Annotated in this window: 15 protein-coding genes and 2 tRNA genes; 12 read left to right on the top strand and 5 right to left on the bottom strand. The window is 72.1% G+C overall.

The window, feature by feature from the left end; genetic code table 11:
* From VMI11_02195 to VMI11_02180, 4 genes are all read right to left on the bottom strand, one after another.
* On the bottom strand, window positions 1–695 hold a 695-nt coding region (locus VMI11_02195), incomplete at its 3' end, for an ATP-binding cassette domain-containing protein (protein ID HTY71214.1).
* 24 nt (window positions 696–719) lie between these two features.
* Window positions 720–1,154, bottom strand: a complete 435-nt coding sequence (locus VMI11_02190; GenBank protein ID HTY71213.1) for a single-stranded DNA-binding protein — start codon at window positions 1,152–1,154, stop codon at window positions 720–722.
* Between the two features lie 118 nt (window positions 1,155–1,272).
* Entirely contained in the window at window positions 1,273–2,154 is an 882-nt protein-coding gene (locus VMI11_02185) for an alpha/beta fold hydrolase (protein HTY71212.1), read from the bottom strand.
* Window positions 2,155–2,195: 41 nt separating this feature from the next.
* A complete protein-coding gene (locus tag VMI11_02180) occupies window positions 2,196–2,816 on the bottom strand; it encodes an ABATE domain-containing protein (protein HTY71211.1) in 621 nt (206 codons plus the stop codon).
* A gap of 990 nt (window positions 2,817–3,806) precedes the next feature.
* Here VMI11_02180 and VMI11_02175 point away from each other — a divergent pair.
* From VMI11_02175 to VMI11_02125, 11 genes are all read left to right on the top strand, one after another.
* A tRNA-Arg gene (locus VMI11_02175) sits at window positions 3,807–3,880 on the top strand.
* Window positions 3,881–4,135: 255 nt separating this feature from the next.
* Window positions 4,136–4,324 carry a hypothetical protein gene (locus VMI11_02170; GenBank protein ID HTY71210.1) on the top strand — a complete coding sequence of 63 codons (189 nt, stop codon included), beginning with the start codon at window positions 4,136–4,138 and terminating at the stop codon, window positions 4,322–4,324.
* Between the two features lie 45 nt (window positions 4,325–4,369).
* Entirely contained in the window at window positions 4,370–4,585 is a 216-nt protein-coding gene (locus tag VMI11_02165) for a hypothetical protein (protein HTY71209.1), read from the top strand.
* Window positions 4,586–4,675: 90 nt separating this feature from the next.
* On the top strand, window positions 4,676–5,182 hold the full coding sequence (locus tag VMI11_02160; protein ID HTY71208.1) for a hypothetical protein: 507 nt from the start codon (window positions 4,676–4,678) through the stop codon (window positions 5,180–5,182).
* A 2-nt stretch (window positions 5,183–5,184) separates the two neighbouring features.
* Complete coding sequence (locus VMI11_02155; protein ID HTY71207.1) at window positions 5,185–6,036, top strand: DUF72 domain-containing protein; 852 nt, start codon at window positions 5,185–5,187, stop codon at window positions 6,034–6,036.
* 88 nt (window positions 6,037–6,124) lie between these two features.
* On the top strand, window positions 6,125–7,600 hold the full coding sequence (locus VMI11_02150; protein HTY71206.1) for a trypsin-like peptidase domain-containing protein: 1,476 nt from the start codon (window positions 6,125–6,127) through the stop codon (window positions 7,598–7,600).
* Between the two features lie 305 nt (window positions 7,601–7,905).
* A complete protein-coding gene (locus VMI11_02145) occupies window positions 7,906–8,898 on the top strand; it encodes a MoxR family ATPase (GenBank protein HTY71205.1) in 993 nt (330 codons plus the stop codon).
* The gene (locus tag VMI11_02140; protein HTY71204.1) at window positions 8,895–9,887 is read left to right on the top strand and encodes a DUF58 domain-containing protein; all 993 of its coding nucleotides are present in this window, start codon (window positions 8,895–8,897) and stop codon (window positions 9,885–9,887) included. Before VMI11_02145 ends, VMI11_02140 begins: the two co-directional genes overlap by 4 nt.
* Window positions 9,884–10,852 (top strand): VWA domain-containing protein, encoded by a 969-nt coding sequence (locus VMI11_02135; protein HTY71203.1) that lies wholly within the window; start codon window positions 9,884–9,886, stop codon window positions 10,850–10,852. The genes VMI11_02140 and VMI11_02135 overlap by 4 nt, the downstream gene beginning before the upstream one ends.
* A gap of 20 nt (window positions 10,853–10,872) precedes the next feature.
* The gene (orn, locus tag VMI11_02130; GenBank protein ID HTY71202.1) at window positions 10,873–11,505 is read left to right on the top strand and encodes an oligoribonuclease; all 633 of its coding nucleotides are present in this window, start codon (window positions 10,873–10,875) and stop codon (window positions 11,503–11,505) included.
* Between the two features lie 61 nt (window positions 11,506–11,566).
* Window positions 11,567–11,642, top strand: a tRNA-His gene (locus VMI11_02125).
* On the opposite strand, the gene VMI11_02120 is transcribed toward VMI11_02125, so the two are convergent.
* On the bottom strand, window positions 11,635–13,245 hold the full coding sequence (locus VMI11_02120; GenBank protein ID HTY71201.1) for a phosphatase PAP2 family protein: 1,611 nt from the start codon (window positions 13,243–13,245) through the stop codon (window positions 11,635–11,637). The genes VMI11_02125 and VMI11_02120 overlap by 8 nt on opposite strands.
* 190 nt (window positions 13,246–13,435) lie before the next feature.
* Between VMI11_02120 and VMI11_02115 the strand changes: the two genes are divergently transcribed.
* The coding region (locus VMI11_02115) for a serine hydrolase (protein HTY71200.1) at window positions 13,436–14,698 on the top strand (1,263 nt) is incomplete at its 3' end.

The following is a 14,698-nucleotide window of genomic DNA, read 5'->3' as shown; positions in this document are numbered from 1 at the left end:
TCGAGCTCGAGGATCCACTGCGCCACGTTGTCGAGGAAGTAGCGGTCGTGGGTGACGGCGACGACGGTGCCGGCGTACTTCTCGAGGTGCTGCTCGAGCCACTGGACCGACTCGGCGTCGAGGTGGTTGGTCGGCTCGTCGAGGAGGAGCAGGTCCGGTGCCTGCAGCAGGAGCCGGCACAGCGCGACCCGACGCCGCTCGCCGCCGGAGAGCACCGAGACGTCGGCGTCGCCGGGCGGGCAGCGCAGGGCGTCCATCGCCTGCTCGAGCTGGGAGTCGAGGTCCCAGGCGTTCTTGTGGTCGATCTGCTCCTGCAGCTTGGCCATCTCGCCGAGCAGGCTGTCGTAGTCGGCCGCGGGGTCGGCGAGCTGCTCCGAGATCTCGTTGTAGCGCTCGAGGAGCGCGAGGGTGTCCCGTACGCCGTCCCGCACGTTCTCGAGCACCGTCTTGGCGTCGTCGAGCGTCGGCTCCTGCGCGAGCATGCCCACGGTGTAGCCGGGAGACAGCGTCGCGTCGCCGTTCGACGGGGTGTCCAGCCCGGCCATGATGCGCAGCACGCTGGTCTTGCCGGCGCCGTTCGGCCCGACGACGCCGATCTTCGCGCCCGGGTAGAACGCGAGGGTGACGTCGTCGAGGATGACCTTGTCGCCGTGGGCCTTGCGCGCCTTGCGCATCACGTAGATGAACTCCGCCATGACGCGCAAGCCTAGTGTCGGGCGTCAGGCCGCCTCCGCTCCCGGCCTCGCGGCCGGGGCCGGCTCGACCACCTCGCTCGGCTTGGGCGCCTCCTGGCGGCGGGGCGAGGGGGCCCACAAGGACGTACCGCGGGACATGTCGTGGCCGACCGCCTGCGCCAGGAGGTCGGCGTTGGAGCCCTTGCGCCCGTCGCGCTCCCACTCGGTGATCGTCAGGCGGCCGTAGACGACGAGCGGGTGCCCGAGGCTCACCGAGGAGGAGACGTTCTCGGCGAGCCGGCGCCAGCAGGTCACGCTGACGTAGGACGCGGCGCCGTCGACCCAGCGGCCGGTGGCCCGGTCCTGATAGCGGCGGGAGCTGGCGAGCCGGAACGAGGTGACGGGGACGCCGTCCGGGGTGAGCGACGTCTTGGGGGTGGTGGCGACGTTGCCGACGATGGTGGTCCAGATGTCGTTCACGGCGGGCCTCTCCTCGCACCTTGCCGGTGGACCGCCCACCGGTCGAGGGCGAGGCTGGCCGGGTACGCCGTGCCGCTGGAAGCCGTACGCGCGGATCTGTGCGTACCGAGCGGCACGCTCAGGCTGTGGACGCCGGATCGAGGCCCGGCAGGCGGGCGAGGTAGTCGGCGACGAGCTCGGCGAAGCGCTCGGGGTCGTAGCGGTGCGGCTCGTGACCGGCACCCCGGAACACGACCAGCCTGCCGTCGGGGATCGCCGCCGCCGCGGCGTGCCCGTGCTGGACGGGGATCACCGGGTCCCGGTCGCCCCAGACGAGCAGGATCGGCAGTCGCGCGTCCGGCAGCCGGCTGATGGCCGACACGCGCTGCCCGGAGATGTCGACCACCCCGCGCAGCGTGGCGAGGAACGCAGCCCTCGTCGGCGGGTCGTGCAACCCCGCGAGGACGGTCATCGAGTCCGGGGAAAGCATGCCGGGACCGATGCCGACGGCACCGAGGACGGTGCCGACGCGGGAGATGGCGTCGACGGTCCATGGATGCGAGATGAGCGGGATGACGAGCTCGGCGCCCGGCAGGGACGCGGCTCGCAGCAGGTGGTTGGTCTCCTGACCGAGACCACCGCTCGCGACGAGCACCAGCCCCTCGCAGCGCTCGGGGAACTGGTAGGCGAACTGCATCGCCACGCCGCCGCCCAAGGAGTGGCCGACCAGGACGCAGCGCTGGTACCCGAGGTGGTCGAGCAGGTCGCGCACGCTGCTGGCCAGGGCGCCGAGGCTGTAGTCGCCGTGGCTCTTCGAGGACCCACCGTGGCCCGGGAGGTCGACCGCGAGCACGTGGACGCCCCGCTGGACGAGCAACGGCACGACCGTGGCCCAGGTGTCCCGGCTCGAGCCCACGCCGTGGATCAGCACGGCCACGGGCCCCGGAGCGGGGATGTCCTCGTAGGCGATGACCTCGCCGTGCAGCTTGGCGCGACCCGCTCGACGTCGTGTCGGTGACATGTGCCCCCGCCTCCGCGTTGCCTACCAGTGAGTAACCTACGCTACCGTAAGTCTAGCGGGTGAACCTTCGCGTAGTGCGCCCGGGCCTTGGCTCGGTTCCCGCACGTCCGCATGTCGCACCAGCGGCGGGTGCCCGACCGGGAGGTGTCGAGGAACAGCCAGCCGCAGTCGCCGCCCCCCGGGCACTCGCGCAGCCGGCCGAGGTCGGCCTCGGTGAGGATGGACCAGGCGTCCAGCGCCACCGGCCATAGCGGTGAGGTGAGCGAGGGCTCCCGCTCCCAGGCGTCGCGGACACCCCCGCCACGGGCACGGCGCAGGACCACGCGGTCGGTGGCCTCGCGGATCGCGGCGTTGACGACGTCGAGGTCGCCGGTGTCGACGCGACGGCGCCCCGCCGACGCGGTAAGCAGCCGGTAGAGGGCCTCGCGAAGCTCTAGTGCCTTCGCGTGCGCGTGTCGTGCGACGGCCGGATCGGCCGCCGCCATGCGGCGCAAGGTCGCTAACCCGACGGGAAGCTCGTCGACGGCGGCGTCGGCCCACGCGAGAAGGGCGTCGTAGCTCGCGAGGTAGTCGCGCCGGTCCTCGGCGTGACGAGGGTCGACGGTGTTGACGAAATCGAGCGCGAGACGTCCGCCGACCCGGTCGGGCACCTCGAGCGTCACGAGACAAGGCTAGCTGTCGGGGGAGGCGGATATAACCATCATCTGATAGTTTGATGGTTAGGAAGGATGATACCCATGAAGCGCGCGCCCATCGCGCTGTTCGCGGCCGCGTTCGTCTGGGGGCTCTCAGTCCCGTTGGCGACCACTGTCCTGCGAGGCCTCACTGCCGCCGACCTCGTCCTCGTCGAGAACGTGTCGGGAACCGCGATCGTGGCCGTCGCCGCACTAGCCCTCGGTCGGCCACTGCTGGGCGCCTGGCGACCCGCCGTCGTGCTCGGCGCGCTCGAGCCGGGACTGGCCTACGTGCTCGTCAACCTGGGGCTGCAACGAACCAGCGCGGCTGCGGGCGCCATCCTCCTGGCACTCGAGAGCGCCTTCATCGCCCTCCTCGGCTGGCTGGTCCTCGGGGAACGGCTGCGCCGGCCGGAGGGCGCCGCCCTCACCCTCGGTCTCGTCGGTGCCGTCCTGGTGGCGTTGGCAGAGTCGGGCGGCGCGACCAGTGCCGTGGGCAACGTGCTCGTCGTGCTCGGAGCGCTCGTCGCCGCGCTGTACGCCGTCGCGGCCCGCCGCCTCGCGCTGGGAGCCGACCCGATCGGCCTCGTCTTCCGCCAGGGCGTCGCGGCGATCGCACTGACCTTGCCGTACGTCCTGTGGTCCTGGCACCACCAGGGCAGTCGTCTCACCGCTGCGCCCCCGCACATCATCGGACTGGCATGCCTCGAGGGGCTCGTCGGGTTCGCGGTGCCGTTCGTCCTGTGGTCCTACGCCGCTCCGCACGTACGCACGGGCGTCGCGGGGGTCGCCGTCAACCTGGTGCCCGTCGTCGGCGTCATCACCGCGGCCGTGGCCGGTCTCGGCCGCCCGACACCGGTCCAGCTGCTCGGAGGCGCCCTGATCCTCGGGGGCATGGGCCTGCTGTCTCGGGGCGACGACGTCGTCGACGAGTCGGACGCCCGGGCACCCGAGGAGATCTCAGTACCCTGGACGCGACCCCCCGTAGCTCAGCTGGATAGAGCGGCGGACTTCTAATCCGCATGTCGCAGGTTCGAATCCTGCCGGGGGGACGGCCTCGGCGTAGCAGGCGACCGGGTACGTAGATCCCAGTTTCGGGTTCACTGAAACCCTTGGGCCCGCTAGACCTCGCTCATTCGCTGCGCCGACAGGGGGTCGGGATGGCCATGAGCGGGTCTTTGGGGAAGCAATCGCGTCGACTGGCCAAGGCGGGGCTGTGCTTGGCCGTTGGCTACTCGCTGGGAGTGGCGACGCCAGGCTGGGCGCAAGGGTCGGTTCCAGAAGCCCCGGGGAAGCCAGCCGTCGGCATGAACGACCCGCAGACCAGCGAACCTCGCGTGGTCTATCGAGCGACGGACAACCACGTGCACTGGGTGGCCATCCCGGAGGTGGACGGCGCACCCTCATCGACGGTGGATACCGACGTCACGGCCGTCGCCCATGGGGTCGACGCCGTGGGCAACCCGACTGGGTACGTCAGGTTCGACCTCACGTGACAACGACGCTGGGCCTGAAGGCGAAGGACCGGTCCAACCCGACCGTTGCCTTCGACGCGTGGCGCGTTCTACACGACGATGTCCACTGGGCCATCAGGCGGCGGGGACACCCACACGCTCACGAAGACGTCGTCGCATCATCTGACCGTCTTCGGGTACCAGGACGGATCGGAGCTCGAGGAGTCTCTCGACCTGACGTCGGAGAGCGGCACCGGCGCCCGCATCGCCAGCCTCGATCGCGGCTACTTCGCAGCCAGCTGAGCAGTCCCCGACCGAGTCCGGCGAGTGGGGCGCTCGGGCCGGCTCGGGCGACTAGCCTCGCGCTAGAAGATCGACGCGAGGGGTAGCCCCATGAGTGACGACGAGCGGCCCGCGGGCTCCGACGACGACGCCGATGACCAGGACTACGAGGACTCGGGCGAGGAGGAGCTGGAGCCCACGCCAGAGCCGAAGAAGGTCAGCCTGACCACCATCATCGTCGGGGTCGCACTGGTGGTCGTGGTCTTCGCGGTCATCGTGGCCTTCTTCATCCACGCGGTCGGCTCCTCGCACGGCAGCGGTCAGAACGCCGCTCAGGACGTACGCGTCGCACAGACCATCACGTTCACCTCCTCGGGCCTGGCGCAGGTGCAGGTGAGCGTCACCAACTCGACGCCGGACACGTCCAACTACCTCATCAACCTGTCCGTGACGAACGCGAGCGGCAAGTCCCTGCTCGACACGGCCACGGCCAACGTGGAGAACGTCGACCCGGGACAGACCTCGCGCCAGCAGGTCCCCCTGTACTCGATCACCAAGGACAACGTGCAGGGCGCCAAGGTCGCGATCACCAACGTCTTGAGGACACCCAGCAGCTGACCGTGGCCGCACCCCTGGTCCGGGTCGGCACCTCGGGTTGGCGATACCCGCGGTGGCGCGGGGACTTCTACCCCGCCGGGCTCCCCCAGCGCCTGGAGCTGTCCTACCTGGCCGAGCGGACGAGCGCGCTCGAGGTCAACGCCACCTTCTACGGCCTGCAGCGGCCCACGACCTTCGCGCGCTGGCGCTCGGAGGTGCCCGCGGGCTTCGTCCTCGCAGTCAAGGGCAGCCGGTACGTCACCCACGTCAAGCGCACGCACCACGCCCGCCAGGGGCTCGCCAACTTCCTCGCCTCCGGCGTCCTGGCCCTCGGCCCGGCCCTGGGGCCGTTGCTGTGGCAGCTGCCCCCGACCCTCGCCTTCGACGCCGACGACCTGCGGGCCTTCCTCGACCTGCTCCCGCGCACCACCGGGCTGGCGGCGGCGCTCGCACGCGAGCACGACGAGCGGATGGCCGGGCGAGCGCTGACGGAGGCCGAGGAGGACCGGCCGCTGCGGCACGTCGTCGAGCCGCGGCACGAGTCCTTCCGCGACCCGCGCTGCTCCGCCCTGCTCGCCGAGCACGGCGTGGGGCTCGTCGTGGCCGACACCGCCGGTCACTACCCGGTGCTCGACCAGGTCACGACGGACCTGGTGTACGTGCGGCTGCACGGCTCCGCACAGCTGTACTCCGGGCGCTACAGCGACGAGGCGCTGCAGAGCTGGGCGCAGCGGCTGCGCGGGTGGCGCGCACGTGGCGCGGCGACGTACGCGTTCTTCGACAACGACGTCGAGGGCGCCGCGCCCTACGACGCCGTGCGGCTGATCCACGTCCTCGGGGCGGAGGCGGCGGCCCCGACGTGCGCGGACTCTTAGGCACCTCTCAGGTACGGGCGGGTCGGGTCTCAGGAACTCGGGCAAGACTTCGTGGCAGCCGGGACACCGGCTGATACGGAGGTATGAGATGAGCAGCCCCTGGCCCTCGGGGACCCCCACGGACCCCCGGCAGGACGACTGGACCTCCCCGCTCTGGGGAGACCCGGGTACCCAGGCCGCGACCTGGCCCACGACCACGGTCGCCGCGCCGGAGGTCCCGGCGACCCCCACACCGCCCGCCCCGCAGGGTCCGTCGAAGCGCGCCCTGATGGCCGCCGGCGCCGCCGTGCTCGTCGCTCTCCTCGTCCTCGGGGCGCTGGTCACCGGCGCGATCCCGCGGCACTCCTCGCAGCCCACGGCCGCGAACACCCCGAACATCACCGCCCCGCTGACCCCCTCGACGGCCCCGAGCACGCCCGGCTTCGGGGGCTCGAACGGCAGCGGCTCGCAGAGCCAGGGCGGTAGCGGTCAGGGCAGCACTGGCCAGGGCGGCAGCGACCAGAACGGGCTGGGCCAGGGCGGGACCGGCTCCCAGGGTCAGGGTTCCCAGGGTCAGGGCTCCCAAGGTCAGGGCAGCACCGGCCAGGGTGGCTCGGGCTCGCAGAGCCAGAACGGGGGCACCTCCACCAACGCGGCAGCCGCCGCGGTCACCCCGGGCTTGGTCGACATCGTCTCGAGCATCGGCTACGACGGCAGCGAGGGCGCAGGGACCGGGATCATCCTCAGCAGCGACGGCCTCGTGCTCACCAACCACCACGTGGTAGCCGGCTCGACGTCGATGACCGTCACGGTCGTCGCGACCGGCAAGACCTACCACGCGAGCGTGCTGGGCTACGACGCCACGCACGACATCGCCGTCATCAAGCTCGCCGACGCCTCGGGTCTGACCGTCGCGCCGCTCGGCGACTCCTCGACGGTCAAGATCGGCGACGACGTGGTCGGCGTCGGCAACGCCGGCGGGGTCGGCGGCACGCCGAGCGTGGCCACCGGAACCGTGACCGGCCTGAACAAGTCGATCACCGCCCAGGACGAGGCGGACGGCACGTCCGAGCAGCTCTCCGGCCTCATCGAGACCGACGCCGGGATCCAGGCCGGCGACTCCGGCGGCGCGCTCGCCAGCTCCGATGGCAAGATCATCGGCGTCATCACGGCGGGCGCCGAGTCCAACAGCTTCCAGTCCACGGCCAGCCAGGGCTTCGCCGTCCCGATCAACACCGCGTCCGCGATCGCCAAGCAGATCATCGCCGGCAAGTCTTCGAGCACCGTGCACATCGGCGGCAGCGCGTTCCTCGGCGTGAGCATCGCGACCAACGGCTTCGGCGGCGCCTCGGTCAACGGCGTGCCCGTCGCCGCGGTCACGCCCGGCACGGCGGCGGACAAGGCCGGGATCGTCTCCGGCAGCGTCATCACCGCCCTCGGCGGCCAGACCGTCAGCTCGGCGGACGCCCTGCACACGGCGTTGACCAAGCACCACCCCGGCGACAAGGTCTCGGTGAGCTGGACCGACCCGTTCGGCAACAGCCACACCGAGACGGTCACCCTCGGCGAAGGGCCGGTCGGATGACCCAGGCGATCCCGGTGGACCCGTGGGAGCCCCAGCCCTCCCGGTCACCCGTCCCGCAGCCCCAGCCCTCCACCCAGCCAACCGTGCAACTCCCGATGCCTGAGGAGCACCGCGTGAGCTCGACCGACGCCAGCCCGTCCGAGGCCCGACCCACCCAGCAGGCCCCTGCCCCGCAGCAGTACGCCCCACAGGACTACCCGGCCCCGCAGCAGTACGCCCCCCAGCAGCCGCAGCCGACGTACCAGGCAGCCTCGCCCGGCTCGCCGGTCCCCGGCTCGGAGCACGCGGCGCTGCTGGAGGACGCGATGTTCCAGGTCAAGCGCGTCGTCGTCGGGCAGGACCGGCTCGTCGAGCGGGTGATGGTCTGCCTGCTCGCAGGCGGCCACTGCCTCATCGAGGGCTTCCCCGGTCTGGCCAAGACGCTGACCGTGTCGACGCTGTCCAAGGTCGTCGGCGGCCAGTTCGCCCGCATCCAGTTCACCCCTGACCTGGTCCCCGCCGACCTCGTCGGCACCCGGATCTGGCGCCCCTCACGGGAGGACTTCGACATCGAGTGGGGTCCCATCTTCGCCAACGTGGTCCTGGCCGACGAGATCAACCGCGCGCCGGCGAAGGTGCAGTCGGCCCTGCTCGAGGCGATGGCCGAGCGTCAGGTGACCGTGGGCGGGACGACTCGTGCCCTGCCGTCGCCGTTCCTGGTCCTCGCCACCCAGAACCCGATCGAGTCCGAGGGCGTGTACGCCCTGCCGGAGGCCCAGCGCGACCGGTTCCTCATGCACGTCGTCGTCCCGCAGCCGACCTACCAGGAGGAGAGCGCGATCGCGCTGCGCATGAGCGGCGGCGTCCCCGCGGTCTCCCAGGTCCTCTCCCTCGAGCAGCTGGCCGTCCTGCAGGACGTGGTCCGCGGCGTCTTCGTGCACCACGCCGTGCAGGACTACGCCGTGCGCCTGGTCATGACCACCCGTGAGCCGGGCCCCTGGGGCCTGGAGGAGCTGGACCGGCTCGTCTCGCTGGGGTCCAGCCCGCGAGGCACGCTCGGTCTCATCGCCTCAGCCCGGGCCCTCGCGGTCATGCGTGGCCGGCGCTTCGTCGTCCCGCAGGACGTCTACGACGTGGCCCCCGAGGTGCTGCGTCACCGTGTGTCGCTGTCCTACGACGCCCTCGCCGAGGGCATCCACCCGGACGAGGTCGTCCGCCGCGTGCTCACCCACGTCCCGGCGCCCCGCGTCGCGACCCGTCACGACACCGTGCCGGCCCCGGTCGTGTACGGCCCCGCCCCGACCCAGGCCGCCGGATGAGCAACGACGCCCGTCCGGGCGCGCCGGGCGTCGCCGAGGTCGCGGCGCGCGCCTCGGTGCTGCGCCGGCTGGAGCTGGAGGTGCTGCGCCGGCTCGACGGCAGCGCCTCCGGCGACCACCAGACGGTGCAGCTGGGTCCGGGCAGCGAGCGGGCCGGCGCCCGCGCCTACCAGCCAGGCGACGACGCCCGCCTCATCGACTGGAACCTCACGGCGCGCTCGGCAGAGACCCACGTGCGCACCACCGAGGCCGAGCGCGAGATCGACACCTGGCTCGTGGCCGACCGTTCGGCGAGCCTGGACTTCGGCACCGCCCGGGCGGAGAAGCGCGACGTCGTGCTCGGGGCGGCAGCGGCCTTCGGCATGCTCACCGTGCGCGGACACAACCGGCTCGGCCTGGTCCTCGCCGGGGGCGACACGCTGCTCGCCACGCCGCCGCGCAGCGGACGTACCTGGCTCATGGCCACGCTCTCGACGCTCTACGACAGCCCGCGACGCGACGGCGCGCCCTCTCCCGACGCCGACCTCGCCGCTGCGATGCGCCGGCTGCTCGTCGGCCAGGCCCGGCGCAGCCAGGTCGTGGTGCTCTCCGACTTCCTCGGCACCGACGACTGGGCGCGCCCGCTGCGGGCACTGGCCCAGCGCCACCAGGTGGTCGCGGTCCACGTCACCGACCCGCGCGAGCTGACCCTGCCCGACGTGGGCATCCTCGGCGTGGTCGACACCGAGACGGGCCGCCAGCGCTATGTCCAGACGAGGTCGAAGGCGCTCCGCGCGCGCTACGCCGACGCCGCGGCGGCGCGTACCGCCGAGATCGCCCGCCGCATCCACGCCGCCGGAGCCGGCTACCTGCACCTGTCCACCGCCGACGACTGGCTCACCGCGACCCTCACCTACGCCATGCGCCACAGCCGGATGCGCGCCACCATCCCGGCCGACCGGCGCCGACTGTCCGCCCACCACTTCACCGCCGTAGGGACCCCCCGATGACCTTCCAGTCCGCCTGGCGCCTCGTCCTCCTGGCGGCGCCGATCGCGCTGCTCGTGGCCTACCTGGTCATGCAGCGGTGTCGGCACGCCCAGGTCGTGCGCTTCACCAGCCTCGACCTGCTGGACTCCGTCGCCCCGAAGCGCTCCGGCTGGCAGCGGCACGTGCCCGCGGCCTCGCTGCTGCTCGCGCTGACGGTGCTGGTCCTCGCCTTCGCGCAGCCGGCGATGGCCATGCGGACGCCGCGCGACCGGGCGACGATCATGCTGACGCTCGACACCTCGGCGTCGATGTCGTCCACCGACGTCTCACCGAGCCGGCTGCAGGCCGCGGAGAACGAGGCGAGGGACTTCGTCGAGAAGCTGCCCAAGGGGGTCCAGGTGGGCCTGGTCACCTTCGACGGCAGCGCCCGCCTCCTCGTCCCGCCGACCAGGGACAAGGCCAGCCTGCTGTCGGCCATCGGGGCCCTTCAGGTGGGCGAAGGGACCGCCACCGCGGCGGGGATCCAGACCGCCCTGTCGGCCATCGAGGGGATGCCGAAGAGCTCCTCCGGCAAGCCGGTGCCCGCCGTCATCGTGCTGATGAGCGACGGTACGCCGACCGTCGGCGACGGCAACCTGTCGCCGACCGCCGCGGCCGACGCCGCCGCGCAGCAGGCCAAGGCCGCCAGGGTGCCGATCGACACCATCGCGTTCGGGACCTCCGGCGGCAGCGTGAACGTCGGCGGGCAGGACGTACCGGTGCCCTACGACCCGCAGACCATGGCGCGCATCGCCGCCGAGAGCTCGGGGAAGACCTTCGACGCGCACACCTCCGGCCAGCTGGGCTCCATCTATCACCAGATCGGTCGCGACGTGGCCTACGTCGTGCGGACCCACGACGTGACCGCGATCTTCTCCGGCCTGGCGCTGCTCATCGCGGTGCTCGGTGCGGCGAGCGCACTCGTGTGGACGCAGCGACTGGTCTGATCTTCCCTAGGCTGGAGGGCGTGAACCCCCCCTTGGTGTGGATCGACTGCGAGATGACGGGTCTCGACCTGGAACGTGACGCGCTCATCGAGATCGCCGCGCTGGTCACCGACGACGAGCTGAACGTGCTCGGCGAAGGGGTCGACGTCGTCATCAAGCCGCCCGACTCGGCACTGGAGACCATGCCCGAGGTGGTCCGGGTGATGCACACCTCGTCGGGGCTGCTCGACGAGCTCGCCCAGGGCGTGACACTCGAGGAGGCCGAGGCGCGCGTGCTGACGTACCTGCGCGAGTACGTGCCCGAGCCGCGCCGCGCGCCCCTGGCGGGCAACTCCGTCGCCACCGACCGCGGGTTCCTGGCCCGTGACCTGCCCGCTGTCGACGCGCACCTGCACTACCGGATCGTGGACGTGAGCTCGATCAAGGAGCTGGCGCGCCGGTGGTACCCGCGGGCGTACTTCCACGCGCCCGCGAAGAACGGCGGTCACCGGGCGCTCGCCGACATCCGCGAGTCCATCGAGGAGCTGCGCTACTACCGGGCCGCCATCTTCGTGCCGGCGCCCGGCCCGGACTCCGAGACGGCTCGGGCCATCGGGTCGAGCCTCGGGTCGGAGACGGTGTCGGCCGAGGACAGCGGCGAAACGCCTGGCTGAGCCGGCCACGAGGTCCCGTACACTGCTGACCCTGCCGGGGGCGCGCCCCCGGCGCTTCATGGTGGGTGTAGCTCAGCTGGTAGAGCACCGGGTTGTGGTCCCGGGTGTCGCGGGTTCGAGTCCCGTCACTCACCCCAGTCGACGAGCGCTCGGGCTCGCGTAGGCACGAGCCACGAGCATCGAGGTCACGCGGCCGACACTCGCGCCGATGAGCGCGCCCGCCACCACGTCGCTGGGGTAGTGGACGCCGGTGTACACGCGAGACAGGCACACCGCGGCCGCGGCCGCCCCCAGAGGCCCACGCAGCAGCGGCAGCACATGGCCGGCCGCCGTCGCGAACGCGGCGGCCGACGCGGCGTGGCCGGAGGGGAAGGACGTGGACTCCGGAATGGGCACCCATCGCGACCGCGGCACGCCAGCCGCCACTCGGTCGGGGCGGCGCCGGCCCCCTGCCCACTTCAGTGGCTGGTTGACGACAAGGGAGGTGACGCCGACGGCGGCGAGCCCGGCCAGTGCGGCCCGGCGTCCGCGCGGCCCGGCGACGGCCATGAGGGCGGCGCTGACGAGCCAGGGCTTGGAGTGGTCGGCGAAGCGGGCGATCCCTCGCATGGGCCGGTCGAGGGCGCTCGTCCGCGAATCGGCGAGCGCCTCGTAGACGCGGCCGTCCCAGCCGCTGATCAGGTGGCGAAGCCGCCGTCCCACCGCCCCAGCGGCCCTCGGGCCTGCCGACGGCTCGGGTGCGTCACCGGCTGAACTGGGCGGCCGCGGCGAGACGACAATGAGCCGGAGCAGGTCCGGCAGTTCCAGGGGCGAAGGGAGGGGGCCCGCCCGGCCGGCCTCGGCCCGCTCGCGCGCGGCGCGCGGGAGGCGCACCACGAGGGCGCCGGGCCTGGTCGTGAAGTGCAGCGGCGGGTCCAGTGTCGCGGCCTCGCCGTCGATGCCCAGATCGATCGGTGCCCCCGAGTCGACCTCGAACTCCCGCGCCGTCCACTCCTCGAATCCGGGCGGGGGGCGCCGTTCGCCGACCCCCTCGAGACGCGCGACTGCGTCGACGTCGTTCAGCCGCGGCAGCATGACCGCCACCACACCGAGGACTCCCCCGTCCAGACGCGGCCGCGCCGCCCCATGCGGCGCGGGGAGCCGGTAGGGGTTGTTGGACACCAGGATCACCTGGGCACTCCTCGCCCGCTGCCCCGACGGGAGGGTGAACCGCAGGTCGGGCTCCGGCTGCCGCGGGTCCAGCATCTCGGGCAACGCCTCCAGACTCGTCCGCAGCTTCGCGTCTCGATACTCAGGCGACTGGACGATGGACCCGTAGATACCAGCCGACGCGTTGTTGACGAACCCACGGCCGTTCACCTCGCCGAGGTCGACCGTCACGTCCACGCCGTCGACGAACGCCTGGAGGGCCTCCGTCGGGTCGTCGGGATCGAGGCCGAGGTCCAGCGCGAAGTGGTTGCGCGTCCCCGTGGGCACGACGACAAGAGGGATCGCGTGGCGACTCGCGACCGATGCCAGGGCAGCCTGCGATCCGTCGCCGCCGGCCATGCCGAGCACGGTTGCGCCGCCGTCGAGCGCCTGTTGGGCAAGCTGCCGCAGGTCGTCCGTCGGACCGAGGACGACCGGACGCACACCCAGGTCGCGGCACCGCTTCGCCAGATGGAGGCGCCCCGCCCTGCCACCCCCGGACCGCGGGTTGAGGAACAGCACCTTCTGCGCGGGCTCCGACTCCTGCGTCATCGAGCACCTCCGCCAGGCCCGGACGCGGATGAGGGCCGGCTGGTCACGCCAAGGCTAGCCACCGCACGACCGGTCACGACGGATCGCCCGTACGGAGCGACGTCAGGCTCGGGAACGCCGAGGGACACGTGGCGCAGCACACAGGGGGCTTCCTCAAGAAGGGGACCCCAGGGCCGATACTGGTCGTGACATGTGCGCCGACGACCTGATGGCGGGATTCCCGCCCGCCCCGGACTCCCTGGTGACGCTGGCCAACTGGCAGGACCCGCCGTTCAACCGGTGGTCGTTCACGCACCTTCGCGAGATCATCCCCACCCACCGGATCGCGCGAGGCCAGCAGCCGAGGACGCTGCCCTGGCACCCGAACCCGCCCTCCCTGGACGAGGTAGGTGTGACCCGCCTGGCCGCGGGCCGGTCGACGGTCGAAGAGGTCCTCGCCGACACGTGGACCGACGCGGTCGTCGTCCTCCACGACGGTCGGGTGGTCCTGGAGCGCTACTACGGTGGGATGCGCCCGGAGTCGCCGCACCTGCTGATGTCGGTGTCGAAGTCCATCGTCGGCTGCGTGGCGGGCATCCTCGCCGACCACGGCCGGCTGGACACCGAGGCTCCCGTCACCGACTACGTGCCCGAGATCAAAGGTTCCGGGTATGACGGCGCGACGGTCCGCAACCTGCTCGACATGCGCACCGGCGTGGCCTTCAGCGAGGCCTACCTCGACCCCGAGGCCGAGGTGCGCGTCATGGAACGCCACATGGGGTGGCGACCCGACGACGAGCACAGCTCGCACGGCATGTACCGCTACCTGACCACGCTTGGGTCCGACGGCCCACACGGCGGTGGCTTCGTCTATCGCTCGGCGGACACCGACATGCTCGGCTGGGTCTGCGAGCGTGCGGCCGGGACCCGGATGGCCGAGCTGATCTCGACGCTGATCTGGGCACCGATGGGCGCCGAGTTCGACGCCGACATCACCTGCGACGGCGTCGGGTCGGCGATCCACGACGGGGGCGTGTCCGCGACGGCACGCGACCTGGCCCGCTTCGGGCAGCTGCTCATGGACGAGGGCCGGGTCAGCGGGCGGCCGATCGTTCCGGAGCAGTGGCTGCGCGACTCCTGGCGCATCGACGCGGACACCCGGCACGCCTTCGCCTCGTCGGACTCCGACTCGGTCCTCATCGGCGGCTGGTACCGCAACCAGTTCTGGTTCACCCCAGGGCTGTCCGGCGACGTACTGCTGTGCCTGGGGATCCACGGCCAGATGGTCCTCGTGGACCGCAGCACCCGGACCGTCGCCGTCAAGCTGTCGACCTGGCCACGTCCGCAGGACGTGCCGTACCTGGTCGACACGATCCGCGCCTTCACCGCCGCCGGGCGCCACCTGGCCGGGCTGAGCCCGGTGGACGTGAGTGCCGCATGGCCGACCGGGCCGAGCGGTCTGGTCGAGGGCCGG

The organism is Actinomycetes bacterium (assembly GCA_035506535.1).
Lineage (GTDB): Bacteria > Actinomycetota > Actinomycetes > DATJPE01 > DATJPE01 > DATJPE01.
Note: the sequence above shows the minus strand (reverse complement) of the source record. Positions and strands in the feature narration are given on the sequence as shown.

Excerpts from the sequence above, each read along its gene's own strand:
- VMI11_02135 (HTY71203.1), top strand. The coding sequence starts at position 9,884 with ATGACCTTCCAGTCCGCCTGGCGCCTCGTCCTCCTGGCGGCGCCGATC.
- VMI11_02145 (HTY71205.1), top strand. The coding sequence starts at position 7,906 with ATGTTCCAGGTCAAGCGCGTCGTCGTCGGGCAGGACCGGCTCGTCGAG.
- VMI11_02150 (HTY71206.1), top strand. The coding sequence starts at position 6,125 with ATGAGCAGCCCCTGGCCCTCGGGGACCCCCACGGACCCCCGGCAGGAC.
- VMI11_02170 (HTY71210.1), top strand. The coding sequence starts at position 4,136 with ATGAACGACCCGCAGACCAGCGAACCTCGCGTGGTCTATCGAGCGACG.
- VMI11_02185 (HTY71212.1), bottom strand. The coding sequence starts at position 2,154 with ATGTCACCGACACGACGTCGAGCGGGTCGCGCCAAGCTGCACGGCGAG.
- VMI11_02120 (HTY71201.1), bottom strand. The coding sequence starts at position 13,245 with ATGACGCAGGAGTCGGAGCCCGCGCAGAAGGTGCTGTTCCTCAACCCG.
- VMI11_02140 (HTY71204.1), top strand. The coding sequence starts at position 8,895 with ATGAGCAACGACGCCCGTCCGGGCGCGCCGGGCGTCGCCGAGGTCGCG.
- VMI11_02160 (HTY71208.1), top strand. The coding sequence starts at position 4,676 with ATGAGTGACGACGAGCGGCCCGCGGGCTCCGACGACGACGCCGATGAC.